At 59.7% G+C, this 26,298-nt stretch carries 22 protein-coding genes and 1 pseudogene; 15 read left to right on the top strand and 8 right to left on the bottom strand.

From position 1 onward, the window contains the following. Window positions 1-151 precede the first annotated feature (151 nt). The 6 genes from recC to yfiB all read left to right on the top strand — a co-directional run bounded on the left by recC (window position 152) and on the right by yfiB (window position 11,861). The gene (gene recC / locus ACZ3HH_RS22730; RefSeq protein ID WP_465807865.1) at window positions 152-3,604 is read left to right on the top strand and encodes an exodeoxyribonuclease V subunit gamma; all 3,453 of its coding nucleotides are present in this window, start codon (window positions 152-154) and stop codon (window positions 3,602-3,604) included. Further along, window positions 3,601-7,290, top strand: a complete 3,690-nt coding sequence (recB, locus tag ACZ3HH_RS22725) for an exodeoxyribonuclease V subunit beta (protein WP_465807863.1) — start codon at window positions 3,601-3,603, stop codon at window positions 7,288-7,290. Before recC ends, recB begins: the two co-directional genes overlap by 4 nt. Continuing rightward, a complete protein-coding gene (gene recD, locus ACZ3HH_RS22720) occupies window positions 7,287-9,395 on the top strand; it encodes an exodeoxyribonuclease V subunit alpha (RefSeq protein ID WP_465807861.1) in 2,109 nt (702 codons plus the stop codon). Before recB ends, recD begins: the two co-directional genes overlap by 4 nt. 116 nt (window positions 9,396-9,511) lie before the next feature. Beyond that, window positions 9,512-10,087 (top strand): regulatory sequestration protein YfiR, encoded by a 576-nt coding sequence (gene yfiR / locus ACZ3HH_RS22715; protein ID WP_465807858.1) that lies wholly within the window; start codon window positions 9,512-9,514, stop codon window positions 10,085-10,087. Further along, window positions 10,084-11,352 carry a diguanylate cyclase DgcN/YfiN gene (dgcN, locus tag ACZ3HH_RS22710; protein WP_465807856.1) on the top strand — a complete coding sequence of 423 codons (1,269 nt, stop codon included), beginning with the start codon at window positions 10,084-10,086 and terminating at the stop codon, window positions 11,350-11,352. Before yfiR ends, dgcN begins: the two co-directional genes overlap by 4 nt. Before the next feature lie 5 nt (window positions 11,353-11,357). After that, the gene (gene yfiB, locus ACZ3HH_RS22705) at window positions 11,358-11,861 is read left to right on the top strand and encodes an outer membrane lipoprotein YfiB (protein ID WP_465807854.1); all 504 of its coding nucleotides are present in this window, start codon (window positions 11,358-11,360) and stop codon (window positions 11,859-11,861) included. Here yfiB and ACZ3HH_RS22700 read toward each other — a convergent pair. Then, a complete protein-coding gene (locus ACZ3HH_RS22700; protein ID WP_465807852.1) occupies window positions 11,858-12,805 on the bottom strand; it encodes a LysR family transcriptional regulator in 948 nt (315 codons plus the stop codon). The genes yfiB and ACZ3HH_RS22700 overlap by 4 nt on opposite strands. 161 nt (window positions 12,806-12,966) lie before the next feature. Between ACZ3HH_RS22700 and ACZ3HH_RS22695 the strand changes: the two genes are divergently transcribed. After that, window positions 12,967-14,484 carry a CoA-acylating methylmalonate-semialdehyde dehydrogenase gene (locus ACZ3HH_RS22695; protein WP_465807850.1) on the top strand — a complete coding sequence of 506 codons (1,518 nt, stop codon included), beginning with the start codon at window positions 12,967-12,969 and terminating at the stop codon, window positions 14,482-14,484. Window positions 14,485-14,494: 10 nt separating this feature from the next. Continuing rightward, a complete protein-coding gene (gene mmsB / locus ACZ3HH_RS22690; protein WP_460148014.1) occupies window positions 14,495-15,382 on the top strand; it encodes a 3-hydroxyisobutyrate dehydrogenase in 888 nt (295 codons plus the stop codon). Between the two features lie 216 nt (window positions 15,383-15,598). Here mmsB and ACZ3HH_RS22685 read toward each other — a convergent pair whose 3' ends face one another. The 4 genes from ACZ3HH_RS22685 to ACZ3HH_RS22670 form a co-directional block, all read right to left on the bottom strand. Further along, window positions 15,599-15,943, bottom strand: a complete 345-nt coding sequence (locus ACZ3HH_RS22685; protein WP_007988984.1) for a cupin domain-containing protein — start codon at window positions 15,941-15,943, stop codon at window positions 15,599-15,601. A gap of 107 nt (window positions 15,944-16,050) precedes the next feature. Next, the gene (locus ACZ3HH_RS22680) at window positions 16,051-16,422 is read right to left on the bottom strand and encodes a MerR family transcriptional regulator (protein ID WP_465807844.1); all 372 of its coding nucleotides are present in this window, start codon (window positions 16,420-16,422) and stop codon (window positions 16,051-16,053) included. A 49-nt stretch (window positions 16,423-16,471) separates the two neighbouring features. Further along, complete coding sequence (locus ACZ3HH_RS22675) at window positions 16,472-17,047, bottom strand: NAD(P)H-dependent oxidoreductase (RefSeq protein ID WP_465807842.1); 576 nt, start codon at window positions 17,045-17,047, stop codon at window positions 16,472-16,474. Between the two features lie 45 nt (window positions 17,048-17,092). Beyond that, the gene (locus tag ACZ3HH_RS22670; protein ID WP_465807840.1) at window positions 17,093-17,977 is read right to left on the bottom strand and encodes a LysR substrate-binding domain-containing protein; all 885 of its coding nucleotides are present in this window, start codon (window positions 17,975-17,977) and stop codon (window positions 17,093-17,095) included. A gap of 233 nt (window positions 17,978-18,210) precedes the next feature. On the opposite strand from ACZ3HH_RS22670, the gene ACZ3HH_RS22665 reads away from it, so the two are divergent. Beyond that, window positions 18,211-18,975, top strand: coding sequence for a sulfite exporter TauE/SafE family protein (locus ACZ3HH_RS22665; RefSeq protein ID WP_465807838.1), 765 nt, complete (start codon window positions 18,211-18,213; stop codon window positions 18,973-18,975). On the opposite strand, the gene ACZ3HH_RS22660 is transcribed toward ACZ3HH_RS22665, so the two are convergent. Then, window positions 18,965-19,279 (bottom strand): putative quinol monooxygenase, encoded by a 315-nt coding sequence (locus tag ACZ3HH_RS22660; RefSeq protein WP_465807836.1) that lies wholly within the window; start codon window positions 19,277-19,279, stop codon window positions 18,965-18,967. The two genes, ACZ3HH_RS22665 and ACZ3HH_RS22660, sit on opposite strands and share 11 nt — an antisense overlap. Window positions 19,280-19,439: 160 nt before the next feature. Here ACZ3HH_RS22660 and mdaB point away from each other — a divergent pair, with 160 nt between their 5' ends. Continuing rightward, window positions 19,440-20,030, top strand: a complete 591-nt coding sequence (mdaB, locus tag ACZ3HH_RS22655; RefSeq protein WP_008005541.1) for an NADPH:quinone oxidoreductase MdaB — start codon at window positions 19,440-19,442, stop codon at window positions 20,028-20,030. Window positions 20,031-20,186: 156 nt separating this feature from the next. Beyond that, a complete protein-coding gene (locus tag ACZ3HH_RS22650) occupies window positions 20,187-21,098 on the top strand; it encodes a LysR substrate-binding domain-containing protein (RefSeq protein WP_465807833.1) in 912 nt (303 codons plus the stop codon). Between the two features lie 344 nt (window positions 21,099-21,442). Here ACZ3HH_RS22650 and ACZ3HH_RS22645 read toward each other — a convergent pair whose 3' ends face one another. Further along, window positions 21,443-21,604: a hypothetical protein gene (locus ACZ3HH_RS22645; protein WP_465807831.1), complete on the bottom strand. Its 162-nt coding sequence runs from the start codon at window positions 21,602-21,604 to the stop codon at window positions 21,443-21,445. A 207-nt stretch (window positions 21,605-21,811) separates the two neighbouring features. On the opposite strand from ACZ3HH_RS22645, the gene ACZ3HH_RS22640 reads away from it, so the two are divergent. From ACZ3HH_RS22640 to ACZ3HH_RS22625, 4 genes and pseudogenes are all read left to right on the top strand, one after another. Continuing rightward, window positions 21,812-23,257: a SulP family inorganic anion transporter gene (locus tag ACZ3HH_RS22640; protein ID WP_465807829.1), complete on the top strand. Its 1,446-nt coding sequence runs from the start codon at window positions 21,812-21,814 to the stop codon at window positions 23,255-23,257. Window positions 23,258-23,298: 41 nt separating this feature from the next. Beyond that, a pseudogene (locus tag ACZ3HH_RS22635) lies at window positions 23,299-23,376 on the top strand (MurR/RpiR family transcriptional regulator); the annotation flags it as partial. Between the two features lies 1 nt (window position 23,377). Continuing rightward, window positions 23,378-24,835, top strand: a complete 1,458-nt coding sequence (locus ACZ3HH_RS22630; RefSeq protein ID WP_465807827.1) for an N-acyl-D-amino-acid deacylase family protein — start codon at window positions 23,378-23,380, stop codon at window positions 24,833-24,835. A gap of 182 nt (window positions 24,836-25,017) precedes the next feature. Next, complete coding sequence (locus ACZ3HH_RS22625) at window positions 25,018-25,386, top strand: glyoxalase superfamily protein (protein ID WP_465807824.1); 369 nt, start codon at window positions 25,018-25,020, stop codon at window positions 25,384-25,386. 106 nt (window positions 25,387-25,492) lie between these two features. Here the strand turns inward: ACZ3HH_RS22625 and ACZ3HH_RS22620 are convergent, their stop codons facing one another. Then, window positions 25,493-26,206 carry a methyl-accepting chemotaxis protein gene (locus ACZ3HH_RS22620; RefSeq protein ID WP_465807879.1) on the bottom strand — a complete coding sequence of 238 codons (714 nt, stop codon included), beginning with the start codon at window positions 26,204-26,206 and terminating at the stop codon, window positions 25,493-25,495. Between the last annotated feature and the right edge of the window lie 92 nt (window positions 26,207-26,298).

The raw sequence follows: 26,298 nt of genomic DNA, 5'->3' as shown, positions 1-26,298 counted from the left end.
ATTCCGAAACCCCTATCTGCGTATGCAGGTAGGGGTTTTGTTTTGTCCGCAGGAAAGTTCGTACAGCAACATCGGACCGCTCCCGGCTGTCACAGTCTGCCGACAGTGCTAAGGTTCGGCCTAGCTTTTGTATTTTCCCAAGGAAGCCTTTATGCCGGACGCTACGTCCCTCAATGCTGGTTTTATGGTGGTTCACGGCAACCGCCTGGACGAGTTGCGCAGCCTGGTGGTCAGCTGGATGCGACGCTACCCGCTAGCTCCCTTGGAAAATGAAATCGCCCTGGTACAGAGTAACGGCATCGCCCAATGGCTGAAGCTGGCACTGGCCGAAGACTCTGAAGATGACGACATGGGCGGCTGCGGAATCGCCGCCGCCATCGATGTGCAGTTACCGGGCAGCTTCATGTGGCAACTCTATCGCATGGTACTGGGACGTGATGAAATTCCGGTCAAATCCCTGCTCGATAAGGCCCCGCTGACCTGGCGTCTGATGCGTCTGCTACCACAGTTGATCAACCAACCGCACTTCGAACCCCTGCAGCGCTTCCTTACCAATGACACCGACTTACGTAAACGCTATCAATTGGCGGAGCGACTGGCAGACCTGTTTGACCAATATCAGGTCTACCGTGCCGACTGGCTCGAAGACTGGGCAGAAGGTCGCCATCAGCTACGAAATGGCAGAGGCGAAGCCAAAGCCCTGACCCCGGCCAACTGCTGGCAGGCAGAGCTATGGCGTGCGCTGCTGCTGGATGTCGGTGAGCAAGGCATGGCGCAAAGCCGCGCAGGCGTCCACCAACGCTTTATCGAGCGCATCAATAGCCTCGACGTAGCGCCCAATGGTTTGCCTTCACGGGTGATCGTTTTCGGGATTTCTTCACTGCCTGCTCAAGCCCTGGAAGCTCTTGCCGGGCTTGCTCGATTCAGCCAGGTCTTGCTGTGCGTACACAACCCATGTCGTCACCATTGGGCGGACATCGTCGCCGATAAAGATCTGTTGCGACATCAGTACAAGCGTCAGGCTCGCAAGAGCGGCATGCCGATTGTGCTCGACTCGCAAACACTCCATCAGCATGCCCATCCGCTACTGGCAGCGTGGGGTAAGCAGGGGCGGGACTACATTAATCTGCTCGACAGCTACGACGATCCTGGTAGCTATCGCTCGGCATTTCGTGACGGTCGTATCGACCTTTTCAGCGAAAACCAGCCACAGAATATGCTCAATCAGTTGCAGGACGACATCCTGGAATTGCGTCCCCTGAACGAGACCCGGGAGCGTTGGCCTGCTGTCGATCTGAAAAAGGACAAATCGATCCGTTTTCACATCGCCCATAGCGCTCAACGCGAAGTGGAGATCCTCCACGATCAGTTGCTCGCACGATTCAGTGCTGACCCAGACCTGAGGCCTCGCGATGTGATCGTGATGGTCCCGGACATCGACAGTTATGCCCCGCACATCCGTGCTGTCTTTGGTCAGCTTGATCGCTTTGATCCGCGCTTCATTCCTTTCACGCTTGCGGATCAAGGCCAGCGCGGCCGGGATCCGCTATTGATCGCTGTCGAGCATCTACTCAAACTGCCCGATAGTCGCTTCCCCGTCAGCGAAATCCTCGATCTGTTGGATGTTCCGGCATTACGCGCTCGGTTTGGCGTAGAGGAACGTGACCTGCCGACCTTGCATCGCTGGATTGAAGGCGCAGGTATTCGCTGGGGGATGAACGCTGAGCAGCGCGCGGGTCTGGGCCTGCCTGAAGAACTGGAGCAAAACAGTTGGCGTTTCGGTCTGCGACGAATGCTGCTGGGTTATGCCGTGGGCAGTGCGAGTGCCTGCGAGGGGATCGAACCCTACGACGAGATTGGTGGTCTGGATGCCGCACTCATAGGTCCTTTGGTCGCCCTGCTGGATGCGCTGGAAATTGCCCACCAGGAACTCACTCAACCTGCGGCGCCCAAACAATGGGGCTCGCGGTTGCAAGCGTTGGTGCAGTTATTCTTCCTGGCTAGTAATGAGCATGACGACTATCTGTTGGCCCGACTCGAAGAGCTGCGCGAGACCTGGCTTGAAACCTGCGAGTCGGTAGGTTTGCAGGACGAATTACCGCTGACCGTAGTCCGGGAAGCCTGGTTGGCGGGGCTCGACCAAGGTCGCCTGTCTCAGCGTTTCCTCGCAGGTGCTGTTAACTTCTGTACCTTGATGCCCATGCGAGCTATCCCCTTCAAACTGGTCTGCCTGCTTGGCATGAATGACGGCGATTACCCTCGCGCGCAGCCGCCGCTGGATTTCGACCTGATGGGCAGTGATTACCGTCCCGGCGATCGCTCCCGACGCGAAGACGATCGCTATCTGTTGCTGGAAGCATTGTTGTCGGCACGCGACCAACTCTATATCAGCTGGGTCGGTCGCAGTATTCGGGACAACAGTGAGCGTCCTGCTTCGGTGTTGATAGGGCAGTTGCGTGACCATCTCGGCAGCGGCTGGCGACTGCACGATGACAATGATGAGCTGCTTGAGTCCATGACTCAGGAACATCCGCTGCAACCTTTCAGCCATCGCTACTTTCATGAGGGCGATGATCTATTCAGCTACGCCAGCGAGTGGCAGGTTCTTCATCAAGCCAGTGATCTGGCAACTGATATCGAAGTGCTTGAACCCTACGTCCAGGACGAGCCGCTGAGCCTGGGTCAGTTGCAGGATTTTCTGCGCAACCCTGTACGACATTTCTTCAGTCAGCGGCTCAAAGTGTTCTTCGAGGCTGCCGAAGTGCCTTTGGCAGATGAAGAACCATTTGTACTCGACGCGCTGCAACGCTATAGCCTCAGCGACAGCTTGCTCGAAGCGGCGCTGGGGCAATTGGACCAGACCGATCAGGTACTGGAGGCGCAGGCAAAACGCCTGCAAAACAGCGGGCTTTTGCCCATGGCCGGTTTTGGCGAATGTCTTCAGCGAGAGTTGATCGAGCCGCTGCCGGATCTGCTGCTGCGTTATCAGCAACTTCTGGCGTTATGGCCGACCCCGCTTACCAGTGCGTTGCCGGTGAGTCTGGAACTACAAGGATTGCGTCTGGAGGGTTGGCTCAGTGGCCTGCATCAACGCGCAGATGGTGGGTTGTTGTCGGTTACTACGATTCCCAACAGCATCGGTTCGATCAAGGCCCGCAAATGGCATCGCCTGACGCGACCTTGGGTCAATCACCTGGTTGCCTGTGCCAGCGGCATGTCGATGACCACCGCGTTGGTGGCCAGCGACGACAGTTTGCTGCTCGATCCGATGGAGGAGGCCGCAGCATCCCGGGTTCTGGGCGATCTGTTGTTGGCCTGGCAAACGGGCATGCGCCAGCCGCTGCCGATCGCAGTAAAAACAGCGTTCGCCTGGCTCGCTCAAACCGACCCGGGCAAAGCTGACGCCGCTGCCCGCAAGGCCTATGAAGGCGACGGCCAGACCACTGACGGCGAGCGCCGCGAAAGCCCGGCACTCGCTCGGCAATTCGCCGATTACGATGCACTGATTGCCGACGAGACCTTCCCTGATTGGTGCAACGCTTTGTATCGACCGCTGTTTGAGGCCTCCTGGCGTTCATCGACCAGCGAGGAGGCGCGCTCATGACCACGAAAACACCGCTGGCCCTGGCATTCCCTCTGCGTGGTAGCCAACTGATCGAAGCCAGCGCCGGCACCGGTAAGACCTTCACCATTTCTGCGCTGTACTTGCGTCTGGTCCTTGGCCACGGCGGCGAGTCGAGTGGCTTTGGCCGTGAGTTGCTGCCGCCGCAAATCCTCGTGGTGACCTTCACCGATGCCGCAACCAAAGAACTGCGTGAACGTATTCGCACACGGCTGGCTGAAGCAGCACGGTTTTTCCGCGATGAGACACCGGCACCGGATGGTCTCATTGCCGAGTTGCGCGAGCAGTACCTTCCCGAACAGTGGTCCGGTTGTGCAAGCCGCCTGGACATCGCCGCCCAGTGGATGGATGAAGCGGCGGTATCGACCATCCACAGTTGGTGCCAGCGCATGCTTCGCGAACATGCGTTCGACAGTGGAAGCCTGTTCACCCAGACCCTGGAAACCGATCACAGCGATTTGCTCGGCGAAGTCTTGCGCGACTACTGGCGACTGTTCTGTTATCCAATGCAAGGCGATGCACTGAACTGGGTTCGCGGCAATTGGGGCGGCCCTGCGGCGTTGCTACCACGAGTGCGTGGGTTGTTTGCCAGTGAGCGTGACAGCGTTGAAGGTAAAGAGCCTGCCGAGTTGATTGCCGAGTGCCTGCAGGAGCGACGGGCTGCTTTGCTCGAACTCAAGATGCCCTGGCGCCAATGGGCGGATGAGTTGCTTGCCATCTGTCACCAGGGCGTCGCAAGCAAGAGCGTCGATGGCCGCAAGATGCAGCCGCGCTACTTTGAACCCTGGTTCGAGAAACTTCGAGCCTGGGCCGAAGACGAATCTCTCGAGCAGTTGGACATTGGCACCGGCTTCACTCGCCTGACCCCCGATGGTATGGCTGAAGCCTGGAAGGGTGAAGCTCCCCGTCATCCCGGTCTCGATGCAATGCCCGGTCTCAAGACCAGTCTCGATGGTTTGCCGACCCCCGATGCCGCCGTGCTGCAACACGCTGCTCACTGGGTCGGTGCACGGTTCGAGGAAGAAAAGCGTCGCCGCGCGGAAATGGGCTTCGATGACATGCTGCTGCGCCTCGATACGGCTTTGCAGTCCGAAGGCGGTGAGCGCCTGGCAACACTGATCCGCGAGCAGTTCCCGGTTGCGTTGATCGACGAATTCCAGGACACCGACCCGGTGCAGTATCGAATCTTCGAGAGCATTTATCGCATCGAAGACAACAATCCTGAAACCGGTCTGTTTCTGATCGGTGACCCGAAGCAGGCGATCTATGCCTTCCGCGGAGCCGACATCTACACCTACCTGCGCGCTCGCCAGGCCACCACTGGCCGCCTGCATACCCTGGGCACCAACTTCCGTTCCAGTCATGGCATGGTCAGTGCGGTAAACCATGTATTCGAGCGCGCCGAGTCTCGTGAGCAGGGGCGCGGAGCATTCCTGTTTCGTGAGAAAAGTGGTGAGAACCCGGTACCGTTCCTACCCGTCGAATCCCAAGGGCGCAAAGAAGTCCTGCAGATTGATGGTCAGGTTGTACCGGCCCTGAACATCTGGCACCTGTCCGCCGATCAGCCACTGTCTGGCGCGGTGTATCGACAACAGTTGGCCGCCGCCTGCGCCAGTGAAATTACCGCGCTGCTCAATGGCGGTCAGCAAGGTCGTGCGGGTTTCATCCAGGACGGTAAGGACTTCAGAGGTTTGCTGCCGGCGGATATCGCGATTCTGGTGCGCGACGGCAAAGAGGCCCAGGCCGTGCGTGGCGAACTTTCGGCCCGCGGTGTGCGCAGTGTTTACCTGTCAGACAAGGACTCCGTGTTCGCCGCGCAGGAGGCCCATGACCTGCTGACCTGGCTCAAGGCGTGTGCCGAGCCGGATGTCGAACGTCCCCTCCGTGCCGCGCTGGCCTGCATCACGCTGAACCTTTCGCTGACTGAATTGGAACGGCTGAATCAGGATGAGCTGGCCAGGGAAGCACGGGTCATGCAGTTCCGCGGTTATCGCGAGCTCTGGCGCAAGCAGGGCGTGCTGCCAATGTTGCGACGTTTGCTGCACGACTTCCAACTGCCCCAGGCGTTGATCGCGCGCAACGATGGCGAGCGGGTATTGACCAACCTGCTGCACCTGTCGGAGCTGCTACAGCAGGCCGCCGCGGAGCTTGATGGCGAGCAAGCCTTGATCCGTCATTTGTCCGAGCATCTTGCGTTGTCCGGTCAGGCTGGCGAAGAACAGATCCTGCGCCTGGAAAGCGATGAACAACTGGTCAAGGTTGTGACCATCCACAAATCCAAAGGGCTTGAATATCCGTTGGTGTTTCTGCCGTTCATCTGCTCGGCAAAACTGGTGGATGGCAGCCGTTTGCCGTTGCATTACCACGACGCGACGGGCAAGTCTCAGGTGAGCTTGAAGCCGACGCCGGAGTTGGTCGCCCAGTCCGATGATGAGCGCTTGGCCGAAGATCTTCGGCTGCTCTATGTCGCCCTGACCCGGGCACAACATGCCTGCTGGCTCGGTGTGACTGACCTCAAGCGCGGCAATAACAACGGCTCGATGTTGCACCTTTCAGCGTTGGGTTATCTGTTGGGCGGTGGTGCGCCATTGGCCGAGTCGGCAGGGTTGCGGCGTTGGCTGGAAGATTTGCAGCAGGACTGCCCGGCGCTGAACTACGGTGAAATGCCTGAAGCGGGCGCCGAGCATTACCATCCTCCGCGCAATGAAGCGACCTTGCTTGCGCCGCTGATACCCAAGCGCAAGGCCAGCGAAAACTGGTGGATCGCCTCCTACAGCGCCCTGCGCATTGGCGACAGTCTGAGCGTGGGCAGTGACGAAGCCCCGGAAAGCCCGCAAGCGCAAAAGCTTTTTGACGACGAACGTCTCGATCCGCAAGCGCCGCGAGAAGTGATTGCTGGCGGCGCGGATATCCATCGATTCCCTCGCGGGCCAAACCCCGGCACTTTTCTCCATGGATTGCTCGAGTGGGCCGGTGACGAAGGTTTTGCCGCTGCACCACAGGCTGTGGAAGACGCCATCGCCCGCCGCTGCAATCGCCGTGGATGGGAAGGCTGGATCACGACCTTGAGTGACTGGCTGCAGCATTTGCTCAAATCCCCGCTGCACATCGGCGGCGGGCAGGCACCGGTGGTGTTCGAGCAACTGACCCAATACCGGGTCGAGATGGAGTTCTGGTTCGCCAGTCATAAAGTCGATGTGCTCAAACTCGATGAACTGGTGCGCCAATACACCCACAACGGTGTGGCCAGGGTGGCTGCCGAACCGGTGCTGCTCAATGGCATGTTCAAAGGCTTCATCGACTTGACGTTCGAGCACGACGGTCGTTATTACGTCGCCGACTACAAATCCAACTGGCTGGGCGTCGATGACGCGGCCTATACCGGGCAGGCCATGGAGCAGTCGATTCTCGATAACCGATACGATCTGCAATATGTGTTGTACCTGCTCGCCTTGCATCGCCAGCTCAAGGCGCGGCTGGTCGATTACGATTACGACCGGCATGTCGGAGGAGCGTTGTACCTGTTCCTTCGCGGTACTCGCGCGGCCAGCCAGGGCGTGTATTTCGCCCGTCCGCCACGGGAGCTGATCGAGCGTCTGGACCGGTTGTTCCAGGGCAAGCCAGAGCCCAAGGCCGAACCCGCCTGGGAACAGGGAGTACTGCTATGAGTCGCACCTTCGCCGATTTGCTGCCCACGCCGTTGGCGGCCGAAAGTCTGGCGGACCTGGCCCCCCTGAGTCGCGCAGATGACTTGTTGCTGCTGCTCACGCGCTGGGTCGAACGCGGTTGGCTGCGGGCGCTGGATAAAGCCTTCGTGGCCTTTCTCCACGAACTCGCCCCCGACGATGATCCTCTGGTGTTGTTGGCTGCGGCGTTGACCAGTCACCAGTTGGGCCACGGCCATGTTTGCCTGGATCTGTTCGAAACGCTGAAAGAGCCGGACTTCGCTCTGTCGCTGCCGCCGGAAGGTGATCTGCAGAGTGGCGCGATGTTGCTGCCGTCGCAATTGCTTGAGGCGCTGGAGGGTGCTCATTGGTGCAAGGTTCTGGCGTCCAGCACCCTGGTGGCTCTGGCCGTCGACGGGCGTGAAGCCGCGCAGCACCGACCGTTGGTGCTGTCGGGTAAACGCCTGTACCTGCGCCGCTACTGGGCTTACGAACGGCGCATCGATAACGCCCTGCGTCAGCGCCTGGCTGCACACGAAAAAACACCAAGTGATTTGCCCCAACGCCTGACCGGCCTGTTCGGTCCCGCCAGGCCTGATGAAGTGATCGACTGGCAGAAGCTCGCTTGCGCCCTGGCTACCCGTAGCGCATTCAGCATCGTCACCGGCGGCCCGGGAACCGGTAAAACCACCACGGTCGTGCGCTTACTCGCATTGCTCCAGGCTCCCGCGATTGAGGCCGGCAAACCGCTGCGCATTCGTCTCGCGGCACCCACTGGCAAAGCTGCCGCACGATTGACCGAGTCCATCAGCCAACAGGTTCAAACCCTGGAAGTTGCTGAAACGGTGCGGGAGAAGATCCCGTCGGATGTGACCACCGTGCACCGTTTGCTCGGCAGTCGTCCCGGCACCCGGCATTTCCGGCACCACGCCGGCAATCGCTTGCCGCTGGATGTATTGGTGGTGGACGAAGCCTCGATGATCGACCTGGAAATGATGGCCAATCTGCTCGACGCATTGCCGGCCCATGCCCGTCTAGTGCTGCTCGGTGACAAGGATCAATTGGCGTCGGTAGAGGCCGGTGCCGTCCTGGGCGATCTGTGCCGCGATGCCGAAGCCGGTTGGTACAGCCCGCAGACACGCCAGTGGCTGGAGGCAGTCAGCGGTGAAAGTCTCCGTAGCAGCGGTTTGCACGAAGACATCAACGGAGCGCATCCCCTGGCTCAGCAGGTCGTGATGCTGCGTCACTCACGGCGCTTCGGCGAGGGCAGCGGCATTGGCCAGTTGGCCCGTTGGGTCAACCAGCAGCAACCCGAGGAAGCCCGCAAGTTATTGGCGGCTGGAAGCCATGGCGACGTATTTTCCCTGTCCCTCAAAGGTGAGCAGGACCGGGCGCTGGAGCGGTTGTTGCTCGAAGGTCATGGCGAGGGGCCGCAAGGTTATCGGCATTACCTGAGTCTTTTGCGCAGTCAGCGGCCATCGCTCAACAGCCCGCTCGACGATCCATGCTGGGCCGATTGGGCTCGACTGGTGCTGCAAGCTTTCGATGCCTTCCAGCTATTGTGCGCGGTACGCAAAGGGCCTTGGGGTGTGGAAGGCTTGAATCAGCGAGTGACCGACGCGCTGCTCAAGGCTCGGCTGATCGACAGCGACCACCAGTGGTACGAAGGTCGACCCGTGCTGATGACCCGCAACGACTATGGCCTGGGTTTGATGAACGGCGACATTGGCATTGCCCTCAAGCTGCCGGAGCGTGAGGGTCCCGACGCTGGACGGCAAGTACTGCGTGTGGCTTTCCCGCGCAACGATGGCCAGGGCGGTGTGCGCTTCGTCCTGCCAAGTCGGCTGAACGATGTCGACACCGTATACGCCATGACAGTACACAAATCCCAAGGCTCGGAATTTGCCCATACGGCGTTGATTCTGCCGGACGCCCTGAACCCTGTGCTCACCAAGGAACTGATCTATACCGGAATAACCCGGGCCAAACACTGGTTCACCCTGATTGAGCCTCGCGCCGGCGTATTCGAAGAGGCCGTGCGGCGCAAGGTCAAGCGCTTGAGCGGGTTGATGCTGGAGCTGGAAGAGGGGATCGAGCCGGGTCACTAAAAAGGGGAGCCGACGACGGAATCTGTCCGAAGTGCCGTGGTGCGTGGCCTCGCTGGTGTTTCGGTGCTGTGCTATCGTTGCGGCATCATTTCGTTGCGATCGAAGAGAATCCCTGCATGAAGGTGGCTGTCTGGGCGACAGAGCGCGTTGTTGGCTGCAAGCAAGTGCTGCTTGCCGGTCTTCTCTGTTTGTTGACGGGCGTTGCCTTCGCTCAGCCGGAAACCGCCCTGAGCAAGGCCGACCAGCGTGCCAGATCGGTCACTCAGGTGGTGCTAGGGATCCTCAGTTATGCCCGGTGGCCTGTTGAGCCTCAGCAGCTGCGACTGTGCGTGGTTGGTCCTACCGAGTACACCGACGACCTGGTCAAGGGCACCACTCAGGCTACTGGTCGGCCTGTCACTGTGCGACGGCTTTTGGCCGACAACCCGGCGATTGCCGGTGAGTGCGACGCGGTGTACATCGGCAAGCTGACCAGCGACGAACGCAGTCGATTATTCGCCTCGCTGACAGGACGCCCGGTGGTGAGCATCAGTGAAGGCGGCGATCAGTGCACCGTCGGCAGTCTGTTCTGTTTGCGGGTCGGCGATGAACAAGTGTCCTTCGAGGTCAACCTCGACTCAGTCGCCCGCAGCGGTGTGCGCATTCATCCCAGTGTGCTGCAACTGTCGCGCCGCAAACCGGCGGCACCATGAGTCTATTCAAATCTCGTATACGTCCGACCTTAGGGTCGGTTATCGGCCGTGGGCATTTGATCGTCGCCTTGGTGGGCGTGGCCATGGCCAGTGTTTCGTTGACCCTGCTGGGTGTTCTGGCCTTGCGGGTTTATGCCGATCACAACCTGCACCTGATCGCCCGGTCGATCAATTACACCGTAGAAGCTGCGGTGGTGTTCAACGATAAGGTCGCCGCCACTGAGGCGCTGGCGTTGATCGCGTCCACCGAAGAAGTGGCCGACGCACAGGTGATGGACGAGCAAGGCGAGTTGCTCGCACGTTGGCAGAGACCGGAAACGGGATTGCTCTCCGATCTTGAAATGCAGATCGCCCGGGTGATTCTGGAAAAACCCATCAGCATGCCGATCGTCCATCAAGGTCAGGAAATCGGCAGTATCCTGCTGATCGGGCACGGTGGCAGCCTGATGAGTTTTTTGCTCAGCGGTCTGGTGGGAATTGTCTTGTGTACCGCCATCAGTGCCTGGGTTGCGCTCTATCTGGCGCGGCGGCAATTGCAGGGGATCACCGGCCCTTTGCGTAGCCTGGCTGCTGTGGCTCACGCCGCCCGCAGCGAGCGAGCCTTCGACCAGCGCGTGCCGCCCGCCGACATTGCCGAACTCGACAACCTGGGCAACGACTTCAATGCCTTGCTCGATGAACTCGAGTCCTGGCAGACCCACCTGCAAAACGAAAACGAAACCCTGGCCCACCAAGCCAGCCATGACAGCCTGACCGGACTGCCGAATCGAGCGTTTTTCGAAGGCCGCCTGATGCGTGCCTTGCGCAATGCCGGCAAGCTCGATGAACGAGTGGCCGTGCTGTTTCTCGACAGCGACCGGTTCAAGGAGATCAACGATAACTTCGGCCACGCTGCCGGTGATGCGGTGCTGGTCGCCGTGGCAACCCGGGTTCGTGCACAACTGCGTGAAGAAGACCTGGTCGCGCGTCTGGGCGGCGACGAGTTTGCAATCCTGCTGACACCGCTGCACAAGGCCGAAGACGCCGAACGGATTGCTGACAAAATCATCGCCAGCATGGAAATACCCATCCAGTTGCCGGGCAGTACCCAGGTGTTGACTTCACTCAGTATTGGCATCGCCGTGTACCCCGATCACGGGGTCACACCGGGTGAGTTGCTCGATGCTGCCGACGCCGCGATGTACCAAGCCAAACGCCTTTCCCGAGGCGCGCAGCAAACGGCAGGGGCGGAGCTCCCTGTCGTCCATGTTCACACCAGGAGCTAATTTCTGTGTTCACCTTCAATCAGCGTTCTCTGCGACTTTTCACGATCACCCTGTTCCTGGCCTTGCTGGCATTGACCGGTTGCCAGACGGCACCGCAAAAGGGCCTGACCCCAGCGCAGATCGCTGTGCTCAAGCAGCAAGGTTTCGAAATGACGGATGATGGCTGGGCCTATGGCCTGTCAGGCAAAGTTTTGTTCGGCAGCGATGTCGAGAGTCTCAACCCCGCCAGTACCGAGATCGTCGAGCGCATTGGCAAGGCATTATTAAGTGTGGAAATCGAGCGCGTGAGAATCGACGGCCACACCGATGCTTCGGGCCAAGAGTCCTATAACGAACAGCTTTCCCTGCGTCGCGCAAAAAGCGTCGGCAAGGTTTTGGCCGCAGTCGGCATGAAAGAACAAAACATCCAACTGCGCGGCCTGGGCAGCAGCAAGCCCGTCGCGTCCAACGACACCGCGGTCGGACGCACCGAGAACCGTCGGGTGTCGATCGTGGTAAGCGCGGACTAATCGGCGAACAACATCTCCCGACTTTCCCCCATCAACAGTGCTTGATTCTGCTCGGTGACGGCACGGATGTAATCCCACAACAACGTGATCCGCTTGAGCTTGCGCAGGTCTTCCCGGCAGTACATCCAGAACTGCCGGGTAATGGTGATCTCTTGCGGCAACACCGGCAGCAATCGCGGGTCCTGAGCCGCCAGGAAGCACGGCAGAATCGCCAATGACCGTCCCTGCTGCGCCGCCACGAACTGCGCAATCACACTGGTGCTGCGCAGATTGGCACTGGCACCGGGCAACACATTAGCCAGGTACAGCAGCTCCGAGCTGAACGCCAGATCGTCCACATAACTGATGAATTGATGCTTGCCCAAGTCTGCCGGGCGGCGGATCGGTGGGTGCTTGTCCAGATAGTCCTGAGTCGCATACAGCTGCAATTTGTAATCGCAGAGTTTGCAGCAGACATACGGGCCGTGTTCCGGCCGCTCCAGCGCGATGACGATGTCAGCTTCGCGCTTGGACAGGCTGATGAAGTGTGGCAGCGGCAGGATGTCCACCGAGATCGCCGGGTAGGCGTCGACGAAATGGCTCAGCTGCGGGGTGATGAAAAAGCTGCCGAACCCTTCGGTGCAGCCCATGCGCACATGCCCGGACAACGCCACGCCTGAACCCGAAACCTGCTCGCAGGCCATGTGCAGAGTGCTTTCGATCGACTCGGCGTAACCCAGCAGCCGCTGGCCTTCGGCAGTCAGGACGAAACCGCTGGTCCGGGACTTTTCGAACAGCAACGTGCCCAGCGAAGCTTCCAGCGAACTGATGCGTCGCGACACGGTGGTGTAGTCCACCGCCAGGCGCTTGGCCGCGGTGCTGGCCTTGCGAGTGCGGGCAACCTCAAGGAAAAACTTGAGGTCATCCCAGTTCAACGAGCCTAAAGACGTGATGTTTTTTTGCATGATGGACCGGCTTTTATGTGCGTTCTTATTAGAAGTTTGCACATCTATACTCCAAAAACAGTCCGACAACCAATTCGCGACACACGCCTCATCTCAAGGCGACTTTCTCGCCTTGGCTCCAAAGATCGCTCTCTAAATAAGAACAACGTCCGGAGACCAAAATGAACGCATCGTTAGAAACCACCGTGCAAAAGGTCAAATTGTTGATCGATGGCGAGTGGATCGAATCCCAGACCACCGAATGGCACGACATCGTCAACCCGGCGACCCAACAAGTGTTGGCCAAAGTCCCATTCGCCACCGCCGCCGAAGTCGATGCCGCCATTAGCGCCGCCCATCGCGCCTTCCAGACCTGGAAGCTGACGCCGATCGGCGCGCGGATGCGCATCATGCTCAAGCTTCAGGCGTTGATTCGCGAACACTCCAAGCGTATTGCCGTGGTACTCAGCAACGAGCAGGGCAAAACCATTGCCGATGCTGAAGGCGATATCTTCCGTGGCCTGGAAGTGGTCGAACACGCTTGCTCCATTGGCAGCCTGCAAATGGGCGAGTTCGCCGAGAACGTCGCTGGCGGTGTCGACACCTACACCCTGCGTCAGCCGATCGGCGTCTGTGCCGGCATTACCCCGTTCAACTTCCCGGCGATGATTCCGCTGTGGATGTTCCCGATGGCCATCGCCTGCGGCAACACCTTCGTGCTCAAGCCGTCCGAGCAGGACCCGATGTCGACCATGCTGTTGGTGGAACTGGCCATTGAGGCTGGCATTCCGCCAGGGGTGCTCAACGTCGTTCATGGCGGCAAGGATGTGGTGGATGCGCTTTGCACCCACAAGGACATCAAGGCTGTTTCGTTCGTCGGTTCGACCGCGGTCGGTACTCACGTCTACGACCTGGCCGGCAAACACGGCAAGCGCGTGCAATCGATGATGGGCGCCAAGAACCACGCCGTTGTGCTGCCCGATGCCAACCGCGAGCAAGCCCTCAACGCACTGGTCGGCGCCGGTTTCGGTGCGGCCGGGCAACGTTGCATGGCCACCTCGGTGGTGGTGCTGGTGGGCGCGGCCAAGCAATGGCTGCCAGACCTGAAAGCACTGGCGCAGAAACTCAAGGTCAATGCCGGCAGCGAGCCGGGCACTGATGTTGGCCCGGTGATTTCCAAGCGAGCCAAGGCGCGGATTCTCGATCTGATCGAGAGCGGCATCAAGGAGGGCGCCAAGCTCGAACTGGATGGTCGCGACATCAGCGTTCCGGGCTACGAGAAGGGTAACTTCGTCGGCCCGACCCTGTTCTCCGGTGTGAAACCCGATATGCAGATCTACACCCAGGAAATCTTCGGTCCAGTGCTGGTGGTACTGGAAGTCGATACCCTCGATGAAGCCATCGCACTGGTCAACGCTAACCCGTTCGGCAACGGCACGGGGTTGTTCACCCAGAGCGGTGCGGCAGCGCGTAAATTCCAGACGGAAATCGACGTCGGCCAGGTCGGTATCAACATCCCGATTCCAGTGCCGGTGCCGTTCTTCAGCTTCACCGGTTCCCGTGGTTCGAAGCTCGGCGACCTCGGTCCTTATGGCAAGCAAGTGGTGCAGTTCTACACTCAAACCAAGACCGTCACTGCGCGCTGGTTCGACGACGACAGCGTCAACGACGGTGTGAATACCACCATCCACTTGCGTTAAGGAGCCGGACATGAAAATCGCTTTTATCGGTCTCGGCAACATGGGTGCGCCGATGGCGCGCAACCTGATCAAGGCCGGCCATTCGCTGCGCCTGGTCGACCTGAACAAAGCTGTGCTGGCAGAGCTCGAGCAACTGGGCGGCAGCATCAGCGCTTCGGCACGTGAAGCGGCTCAAGGTGCAGAGCTGGTGATCACCATGCTGCCAGCCGCTGTGCATGTGCGCAGCGTCTGGCTGGGCGAAGACGGTGTGCTGGCGGGGATCGCCAAGGGCGTGCCCGCAGTGGATTGCAGCACCATCGATCCGCAGACGGCGCGCGACGTTGCCGCAGCTGCCGCCAAACAAGGCGTGGCGATGGCCGATGCACCGGTCTCCGGCGGTACCGGCGGTGCAGCGGCCGGGACGCTGACTTTCATGGTCGGCGCCACGCCTGAGCTGTTTGCGACCCTGCAACCGGTGCTGGCGCAGATGGGCCGCAACATCGTCCACTGCGGCGAAGTCGGCACCGGGCAAATCGCCAAAATCTGCAACAACCTGCTGCTGGCGATTTCCATGGTCGGCGTCAGCGAGGCCATGGCCTTGGGCGATGCGCTGGGAATCGACACGACGGTGCTGGCGGGGATCATCAACAGTTCCACCGGGCGTTGCTGGAGTTCGGAGATGTACAACCCGTGGCCCGGCATCGTCGAAACGGCGCCAGCCTCGCGCGGGTATACCGGCGGTTTCGGTGCCGAACTGATGCTCAAGGATCTGGGGCTGGCGACTGAGGCGGCACGTCAGGCGCACCAACCGGTAGTGCTCGGCGCGGTGGCGCAGCAGTTGTATCAGGCGATGAGCCAGCGCGGGGAAGGCGGCAAGGACTTCTCGGCGATTATCAACAGCTATCGCAAACCACAGTAAAACTTTTCGGCAAGCGGGCTTTTGTGGCGAGGGAGCTTGCTCCCGCTGGTGCGCGAAGCGGACCCAATTGGGGCCTATCAGCTCGGGCGCATTGGACTGATTTTACGACGGCTTCGCCGCCGAGCGGGAGCAAGCTCCCTCGCCAAAGGGTCATGTATCGCTCTTGAAAAACTATTTACCGAGAGACCACGTCGGGTGGTCTCTCGGTTTTTTGCATCAGGCAAACACGAAATACTTACGCACAGTCTCAACCACTTCCCACGTGCCTTTCATGCCTGGCTCGATGACGAAAATGTCACCGGCGCGCAGGTGGATCGGCGCCATGCCTTCAGGGGTGATGACGCAATAGCCTTCCTGGAAATGGCAGTATTCCCACTTCACGTATTCCACGTACCACTTGCCCGGCGTGCAGATCCAGGTGCCCATGATCTTGCTGCCATCTTCGCTGGTGTACGCGTTGAGGTTGACGGTGTGCGGGTCGCCTTCGAGTTTTTCCCATTTGCAGGCATCGAGCACGGGCAGCGGATGGGTATCGCGAAGGACGGTAATTGGTGCGGTCATGATGACTCCGGGCAGTGGGTTCAAGAACTGAAGTCGCACCCTATAGCGCCCATACACCGTTCAGTTGTCTGTATTCGACATTGAGCTGTCCAGAAACGCGCAGACTCTCAAAGACTCTCCAACGGGCAATCGGCTCTGGCCTGTGCGAGGCTGGCTTCGAACTCGACCAATTGATCGTGTTGGTGCCTGAGTGCGCTAATCCTCTCGCTGATTTCGCTCTTCTTGGCATCAATGGCTTGCTGCGCCAATGACCAGGGCATCGCCTGGCCTTGATACCGGGTAAAGATCGCCTGCAACTCCTTGAGCTTGAAACCTAAGTGTTGAGCGCATTTGATGAAGATCAGCAGGTCGACGCTTTGTTGGTCATAGACACGGTATTTTCCTTGCCGCCGAGCGGCTGGCAGCAAGCCGATCGACTCGTAATGGCGAATACTCTTGATCGTTGTGCCCGAGCGATGCGCGGCTTGGCCGATGTACATGAAAAGTCCTTTTTTTGCCGAGGGTAAGCCAGCCCCATTATCGGCAGACTCATCGGCTGGCGATAGCCTGGGCTTGCAGCAGCCAGGTTTCGCGCTGACCGACGCTGGACCCCAGAACCGGCCCGAAGGTAAGCGTGCGCTGAGGTTCGATGCCGCAAAACGCCAGGGTGGTTTTGCGCATTTGATGCAACCCGGGCATGCGGTAGATCCAACGGTAATACCAAGGTGGCGTGTCCATGGTCACGAGCAGATGCGCGCTGCGGCCATGCAGCAATTTGTCGGGAAAGGCTTTGCCTTCGCGATACTTGAAGGCGAAGCCCGGAAGCAACACCCGATCGAGAAAACCCTTGAGCAAGGCCGGTATGCCGCCCCACCAGATCGGGTAGACCAGGGTCAGGTGTTCAGCCCACAGAATGTCCGCCTGAGCGCGTCGCAAGTCGGCTTCCAGCGGCTGCACCTGCTGATAGCCTTCGCGCAGCACCGGATCAAAATCCATTTTTCCTAGAAACAACTGACGCACCTCATGCCCGGCACGCAACGCCGATTGTGCGTAGCGTTCGGCCAGTGCGCCGCAGAAACTGTTGCTCGAAGGATGACCGAGGATCACCAGAATTCGCTTGCTCATCGTAACGGTCCCTGAAGATGAAACCTCAAGGGTAAAGTCTGCCCCTCAGGGGAGAGTCAAGGCGTTCAGCAAGGCCTGGGCATAACCGGGCAGCACGGCGAAGTCCCGGGCGCACAGCAACAGTTTGCGTCGGGCCCACGGCTCTTTCAGTGCGATGCTTTTGAACGGTGTATCAGTCGGCCAGCGTTCGACCGCCGCCAAGGGCACGATCGCCAGCCCGGCACCTCGGGCGACCATGCGCATCACGCCATCGAAGCCATCGGCACGGATGCGAATCTGCATCCGTAAGCTGCTGTGCAGGGCTTGTTCTTCCAGGTAAACGGCCAGGGCGCTGTTGGCGTTCAGGCCGACGTAATCATGGTGCAAGGTGGCGCTGAAATTTAACGGTCCAGTGTCGGCCAAGGGGTGATCGCGCGGAAGGATCAGTACCAGTGGGTCGTCGCGGAAATAGCGGGTCTGAAGGCCGTCGGTATCCACCGCGTCGGACACAATACCCAGGTCCGCCGCACCTTGGCGCAAGGCATGGGTGATGCGCGCGCTGGGCAGCTCTTGCAGGTCGATGTCGAGGTTCGGATGGTCGCGCAGAAAGTCTGCCAGCAACTCTGGCAGGTACTCGGTGATTGCGGTGGTGTTGCACAGCAACCGCACCTGGCCTTTGACCCCTTTGGCGTATTCGGCCAGGTCCTGCTGCATGCGCTCGGCCTGTTGTAGTAGGAGTCGAGCGTGTTGCGCCAACGCTTTGCCGGCCGGCGTCGGCGTTACGCCGCGACGGCCGCGTTCCAGAAAATCAGTGCCGAGTGAAGATTCCATCGCGCGTATTCGCGCACTCGCCGCCGCCAGGGACAAATGGCTGCGGGCGGCGCCGGCGGTGATGTTGCCGGTGTCGAGGATGTTCAGGTAGAGGTGCAGGTCGGTCAGGTCGAAGTGCATCGGCAACCTCTGGATGTTTGTTGTCTGGACGGGCCCCTTCGCGGGCAAGCCCGCTCCCACAGGAATCTTTGGCGGACACACAAATTTGTGTTCGATACATTTCAACTGTGGGAGCGGACTTGCCCGCGAAGGCGTCAGCAGCCACAGCGAAAATATCAGTCTCTGTCAAAACAAGAGGCAGCCTCAGTATATGGCAGATTTTCAAGGCAACCTTCAGCGCTCACCATGGCCCCATGAATACATTCGCCGCGTTCTACCAAAATCTGGGTTTGACCCTGTCCTTATTGGTTATCGCCACCTTCCTGCTAGCCGGGATGATCAAAGGCGTGATCGGCCTCGGCTTGCCAACCATCGCCATGGGCTTGCTCGGTCTGGCTATGGCTCCATCGCAGGCTGCGGCGTTGTTGATCATCCCCGCGACCCTGACCAACGTCTGGCAACTGGCATTCGGCGGTCATTTGCGTGGGCTGCTGAACCGGTTGTGGCCGATGCTGCTGGCGATTTTCATCGGCACGGGCGCCGGCACTTTGTGGATCGGCATAACCGGTGGGCACTGGGTCGTGCGGGGGCTGGGGGCGGCGTTGTTGATTTACGCCTTGAGCGGGTTGTTCCTGCCGACCTTGCGCGTCGCAGGTCGCACCGAGCGTTGGCTCGGCCCGCTCTGCGGTGTGCTGACGGGCATCGTCACCTCGGCCACCGGGGTTTTCGTGATTCCGGCGGTGCCTTATTTGCAAGCGCTGGGCATGAGCAAGGATGAACTGGTGCAGGCGCTGGGCCTGTCATTCACCGTCTCGACCATTGCGTTGGCCGCCGGCCTGTTATGGCGCGGCGCTCTCGGCGGTGGCGAGCTGAGCGCGTCACTGCTGGCGCTGATTCCGGCGGTGCTCGGCATGCTGCTGGGGCAATGGCTGCGCCAGCGGATCAGCGCCGTGTTGTTCAAACGCGTGTTCTTCATCGGCCTCGGCGTGCTCGGCGGCCACTTGCTGATCAGCGGCTAGCGGACGAAGTGCTGAGCATTTCGATTGGTCGGATATCGAAATCCCGCTCCAGATACTCCATGCGCATGTCGAGGAACTGCTTCATGTGCGGCAGGTTCGAGTGCTTGTCCAGATCGGCCTGGGATTGCCAGATCTCATAGAAGATAAACAGCGTCGGGTCCTGTTTATCTCGCAGCATGTGGTACTCGATGCAACCGGGTTCGGCGCGACTCGGTTCGACATAGGCGCGGAAGAACGCTTCGAAGGCCTCGGCTTTTTCCGGGCGGGTCTTGGCGTGCAGGATGAAGCCTTGCAGCTCGCTCATCGGGTTGTCCTTAAAAGTCAGAATCGGCGCAAGTTTATGGCAACAATCCCCTATCGATTCGTGCGTATTGGTCAAATGAATTTTGCTGATTGAGCGCTTATTCTGCGCGAGTCGACTCGCTACTCTGCCGCCATCGAATTTCAACCTTGCGAGACTTCTCATGAAAAAAGTCCTGTTGCTCAATGGCGGCAAAAAGTTTGCCCACTCCGATGGTCGCTACAACACGACGCTGCACGAAGCCGCGTTAAGCGTGCTGGATCGCGGCGGTGTGGATGTAAAAGCCACGTTCATCGACGAGGGATACGACGTCGCGGAGGAAGTCGCCAAATTTCTCTGGGCCGATGTGATCATTTATCAGATGCCCGGCTGGTGGATGGGCGCGCCCTGGACAGTCAAGAAGTACGTCGATGAAGTCTTCACCGAAGGCCACGGCAGCCTCTACGCCAGCGATGGCCGCACGCGTTCCGACGCGTCGCAGAAGTACGGCAGCGGCGGTTTGTTGCACGGTAAAAAATACATGCTGTCGCTGACCTGGAACGCGCCGCAGCAAGCCTTCGACGACCCGACCGACTTCTTCGAAGCCAAAGGTGTGGACGCGGTGTACTTCCCGTTCCACAAGGCCAACACCTTCCTCGGCATGACCGGTTTGCCGACCTTCTTGTGCGTGGATGTGATGAAGCGCCCGAACGTCGAAGCTGATGTGGCGCGTTATGAGCAGCACTTGAGCGAGGTGTTTGGCCTTAAGGCATAACGCTCAGCTACTATCGAAAGTCTGAGCCTGTGGCGAGTTGGCTTGCCCCAATGCCAGTTAGTCATGCGCAATCCATGTGGGAGCGGGCTTTGGCTGGTATTAGGTAAGCCCCCTCGCCACAGTAGAACGGCGCAGGACAATCGATAAGGGACACACGTGAAAGCCAGATCCGATGAGTTGCAGATTTTCGTCTGCGTGATTGAATGCGGGTCGATTTCAGCTGCCGCCGAACAGGTCGGGCAGACGCCGTCAGCGGTCAGCCGCACGCTGTCGCGACTGGAGGCCAAGCTCGACACCACGCTGATCAACCGCACCACGCGGCGCATGGACCTGACCGAGGAGGGCAAGTACTTCTTCGAGCACGCCAAGCGGATTCTCGATCAGATGGACGAACTCGAAGAGCGCCTGTCCTCACGCCAGCAAACCCCTTCCGGGCGTTTGCGGATCAACGCCGCCTCGCCATTCATGCTGCACGCCATCGTGCCGTATATCGATGAGTTCCGCCGTCTCTACCCGGACATCCAGCTCGAACTCAACAGCAACGACCTGATCATCGACCTGCTCGAACAAAGTACCGACATCGCCATCCGCATCGGCACGCTGACCGACTCGACCCTGCACGCCCGCTCACTGGGTTGCAGCCCGCTGCACATCGTCGCCAGCCCGGCGTATCTGGAGCAACACTGCGTTCCGACCGCCGTTGCCGATCTGGCCGAACATACGCTGCTGGGTTTCACCCATAACGAAGGCCTCAACCAATGGCCGCTGCGCTATGTCCACGGTGATCGCTGGCCGATCCAGGCGTCGATCAGTGCATCCAGCGGCGAGACGATCAGGCACCTGGCGCTGGCAGGGCAGGGCATCGCCTGTCTGTCGCACTTCATGACCATCGACGACATCCGCGCCGGTCGCTTGCAGGTGCTGCTGGCGGAGTTCAACAGCGGATATCGCCAACCGATCAACGCGGTGTACTACCGCAACTCGCAACTTGCCCTGCGGATTCAGTGCTTCCTGGACTTCATCCAGGGGAAATTGGCGGCTTATGCGATTGCGGATTTCAAGGGCTGATTTGGGATCCCTGCGTGCTGAAGCGTATTTCGATGGCTGAATGGATTCGTAACAAGATGGGGTGAGTGGCGCTGGGGCGAAGCGTAGCTGCGCTATCAGTCCTCCAGCGGCTGCACTCGGGCGGCTGTTTTTGTTTTCTGGTTTGATCAAACACAGTCTTCGGGCCTATGGTTGATTCCATAAATGCCCCGCCGTTGGATTACAGCAGTTGGGAGGCGAGCAAGGACGCTTACTTTGCAGCGATCAATCAAGGCCTCAACTGCAACTACGAACCTATGGAACACTGGGTTCGGCATGCTTTGTCGGTATGAGCGGTGAAAGATGTCACAACACCGATTTGCGTCCTACTGTGCAAGATTGAGATGCAGGAACTTACTGTTTTTACTTTTTAGCTTGCGTTCGATCATTTCAATACTCTGACCCGTTTCGATCGCTGTAGAGCTGGCGATAGCGCGAATCACAGTATCGGAATTCAGTTTTTTGTCGTTACGGCGCACAGTTGCCATTGATGTGGCTCGATCGGAGGGACGAGTGCCGAGTATAGCGCTTACTGTCAGGCTGAAAACTCAGTGCCCCGTTACCTGTTTTATCCCCCAGCCCCCCACCGATCCATCAAGGGCGTGCTGACTTCTGCGGTCCATTCACTGGCCGGCCCGCCCTCAATTCCGTAACATCCGCCTTCTCTTCTCCCGCCTGTATTTTTTAGGTAAGCCATGAAACCCAAACGTCTGCGCGCCGATGTCCTGGCCGGACTCACGACCTCTTTCGCCCTGTTGCCCGAATGCATCGCCTTCGCGCTGGTGGCCCACCTCAATCCGTTGATGGGGCTTTACGGCGCTTTCATCATCTGCACCCTGACTGCGCTGTTTGGTGGGCGGCCAGGGATGGTGTCTGGCGCCGCCGGATCGATGGCCGTGGTGATCGTCGCGCTGGTGGTGCAGCACGGCGTGCAGTACTTGCTGGCGACTGTGCTGCTGGGCGGGTTGATCATGCTGGCGTTCGGTCTGTTGAAGCTGGGCAAACTGGTGCGCATGGTTCCGCACCCGGTGATACTCGGCTTCGTCAACGGCCTGGCGATCGTCATCGCTCTGGCCCAGCTCGAGCACTTTAAGAGTGGTGAGGCCTGGTTGAGTGGCTCGCCGCTGTACATGATGATCGGGCTGGTGGCGCTGACGATGGCCATCGTCTACCTGATGCCGCGCCTGACACGTGCCGTGCCGCCAGCACTGGTGGCGATTCTGGGCGTTGGGCTGGCGGTGTATCTGCTCGGTCTGCCGACCCGAACCCTGGGCGACATGGCGCACATTGCCGGTGGCTTGCCGGTTTTTGCGCTGCCAGACATCCCCTGGAGCCTGGACACCCTGCGCATCATCGGCCCTTACGCGGTATTGATGGCGATGGTCGGTTTGCTGGAAACCCTGTTGACCCTGAGCCTGACCGACGAAGTCACCGAGAGCCGTGGCTACCCGGATCGCGAGTGCGTGGCATTGGGTGCTGCCAATATAGTGTCTGGCGTGTTCGGCGGGATGGGCGGTTGTGCCATGATCGGACAAACCGTGATCAACCTCAGCTCCGGTGGTCGTGGTCGACTATCCGGTGCAGTGGCCGGGATGATGATTCTGCTGTTCATCCTGTTTCTGTCGCCGCTGATCGAGCGTATCCCGCTGGCCGCCCTGGTCGGGGTGATGTTCGTGGTGTCGCAGCAGACCTTCGCCTGGGCCTCGTTGCGGGTGCTGAACAAGGTGCCGCTGAACGATGTCCTGGTGATCATCGCGGTGACGGTCATTACGGTGCTCACCGATCTGGCCATCGCCGTGTTGTGCGGAATCATCATTGCGGCGCTCAACTTCGCCTGGCAACAGGCCCGCGAGCTGTATGCCGACATTCATCAGGAAAGCGACGGCAGCAAACTCTACCGCCTGCACGGCACCCTGTTTTTCGCCTCTACCACGCCATTCCTCAATCAGTTCGACCCTGCCAATGATCCGGCCCAGGTGACCCTTGATTGTCGCCACCTGAGTTTCGTCGACTACTCGGCCATCGCCGCGCTGAAAACATTGCGCGAGCGTTACGCCAAGGCTGGCAAGCAGCTACGTGTTCTGCATTTGTCCGAACGCTGCAAGAAACTGCTCAAACGCGCCAGTGAGCATCACGACTGAAATCGATAAGTGATCGTTCCCACGTGCGTGTGGGAACGATCAAAGAACGTCTGCGGCGGATCAAACTGGGCCTGGACGACTACCGCGGCGGCGACGATCACTTGCCGTTGGGAGACTGACATGACGTACGACACGCTGATCCGCAACGCGTTGATTATCGATGGCAGCAACACCCCCGGTTACCCCGCTGATGTGGCGATTTTGAACGGTCGCATCGAGCGTATCGGCGACTTGCACGACGCTCGCGCCTCCGAAGAAATCGACGCGGCCGGGAGGGTGTTGGCCCCAGGTTTCATCGACGTGCACACCCATGATGACACGGTGGTGATCCGTCAGCCGCAGATGCTGCCCAAACTCAGCCAAGGCGTGACCACGGTGATCGTCGGCAACTGCGGGATCAGCGCATCGCCAGTAAGATTGCGTGGCGAGCCGCCGGACCCGATGAACCTCCTCGGCACGGCGGCGGCGTTCGTTTATCCGCGCTTCAGCGACTACCGCGCGGCTGTGGAGGCGGCGAATACCACGCTGAACGTGGCCGCATTGGTGGGCCACACCGCGCTGCGCAGCAATCACCTGGACGACCTGTTTCGCACCGCCACTGCCGATGAAATCAGCGCGATGCGCGAGCAACTGCGCGACAGTCTTGAGGCCGGTGCCTTGGGTTTATCCACAGGTCTGGCGTATGCCAACGCCTTCTGCGCTTCGACCGACGAAGTGATGCAATTGACCGAAGAGCTGACGGCATTCGGCGCGGTTTACACCACCCATTTGCGCAGTGAATTCGAACCGGTGCTGGAGGCCATGGACGAAGCGTTCCAGATCGGTCACCACGCGAAAATACCAGTGATCATTTCCCACCTGAAATGTGCTGGCGCCGGTAACTGGGGGCGTAGTCCGCAACTGCTGGCGTCCCTCGAACACGCCGCGAAAACTCACCCGGTGGGCTGCGATTGTTATCCCTATACGGCGAGCTCTTCGACCCTGGACCTCAAACAAGTCACCGACGCCCATCGCATCACCATCACCTGGTCCACGCCACATCCACAAATGGGTGGCCGGGATTTGATCGACATCGCCGCCGAGTGGGACGTGCCGTTACTTGAGGCCGCGCGCCGACTGCAACCGGCTGGGGCGGTGTATTACGGCATGGACGAAACCGACGTACGAAGAATCCTCGCGCACCCGCTGTCGATGGTCGGCTCCGACGGTTTGCCTGAAGACCCGTTTCCTCATCCTCGGTTGTGGGGCGCGTTCCCACGGGTGCTCGGACATTTCAGTCGCGACGTCGGGCTGTTTGCGCTGCACACCGCCGTACACAAAATGACCGGGCTGTCGGCGACCCGGTTTGGCTTGAAGCAACGTGGCGAAATTCGCGAAGGGTATTGGGCGGATCTGGTGTTGTTCAATCCAGTGACAATTCGCGATGTGGCAGACTTCAACGATCCGCAACGGGCGGCGGAAGGGATTGATGGGGTTTGGGTCAATGGTGTTTTGAGTTACAGCGAAGGTCAGGCGAACGGGAGAAGGGAAGGACGGTTTCTGGCACGGGAAGGGGATTTGCGTGAGGGGTTTCGGTGATCGGTGATGCCGAAAAAATCGCAGCCCCTGTAGAAGCTGCCGAAGGCTCGGGCCGCGTTCGGACGATCTTTTGATTTACGTCCAGTGATGGCACTGCGAGATTAAAGAATCCCGCAACCAAGCCGAAGCGCTGACATCCAGCCCAGCTACACTCTGGGCCTTTTCAGTCTGGGAGCAACTCCATGAGCTTCGGCAAAACCACCCCGATCCTGCGGATTTTCGATGAAACCAAGGCATTGGAGTTCTACGTCGACTTCCTGGGGTTCAAGATCGACTGGCAGCATCGTTTCGAAACGAACTTCCCGCTGTACCTGCAGATCTCCCGTGGCGAATGTGTGCTGCACCTGTCCGAGCACCACGGCGACAGCACACCGGGCTCGGCGTTGCGGATTGAGACCGATGAACTGGAGGCGTTCCAGGAGCAATTGCTGGCCAAGGAATATTCTTTCGCTCGCCCACAGATTCAGGCGATGCCGTGGGGCAGCCAGGATATGACCATCAGTGATCCGTTCGGGAATCGGTTGGTGTTTACCAATGCGATTAGTGTCTGAGCGTTAGATAGCATTCGCGGGCAAGCCCGCTCCCACAGGTAATGTGCAATCCCTGTGGGAGCGGGCTTGCCCGCGAATGGATTTGTCATTCACCGCTGACTTAACGTCACACCCGGAAGTGGCTCACCATCATCTGCAACTGATTACCCAACCGCGCCAGCTCAACACTGGACGCAGCGGTTTCATCGCTGGCGGCGGCGGTCTGTTCGGAAACGTCGCGCACGTTGATGATGCTGCGGCTGATCTCTTCGGCCACGGCACTTTGTTGCTCGGCGGCGGCAGCGATCTGCTGGTTCATCGACTGGATGTTCGACACCGTGCGGGTGATGTTATCCAGTGACACGCCGGCCTTGCGGGTCAGCGCCACGCTGCTGTCGGTCAGGGCGCGGCTGTTGTTCATCACGGCCGACACTTGCTGGGTGCCGTTCTGCAGACCGGCTACCAGGCCTTCGATTTCCTCGGTGGACTTCTGCGTGCGCTGGGCCAGGCCGCGAACTTCGTCGGCCACCACGGCAAAACCACGACCGGCTTCACCGGCACGGGCTGCTTCGATGGCGGCGTTGAGGGCCAGCAGGTTGGTCTGTTCTGCCACGGCCTTGATCACATCCATGACGCTGCCGATCTTGTCGCTTTCCTTCTGCAACACGCTCATGGCCTCAGTGGAGCGCGCGACTTCGCTGGCCAGGCGCTCGATCTGGGCGATGGCTTCGTTGACCACTTTATCGCCTTCGCGCGCTTCGCCGTCAGCGGCGGCTGCGGCCTGGGACGCTTCTTCAGCGTTGCGCGCGACTTCCTGCACCGTGGCAGTCATCTCGTGCATGGCGGTGGCCACCTGATCGGTCTCGATCTTCTGGCTGTTGACCCCGGCGCTGGTTTGCTCGGTCACCGCCGACAGTTCTTCAGCGGCGCTGG

It is taken from the genome of Pseudomonas sp. PME37.24/025, assembly GCF_055556615.1.
The sequence above is the reverse complement of the archived record's forward strand: the minus strand, read 5'-3'. Positions and strand labels throughout refer to the sequence as shown.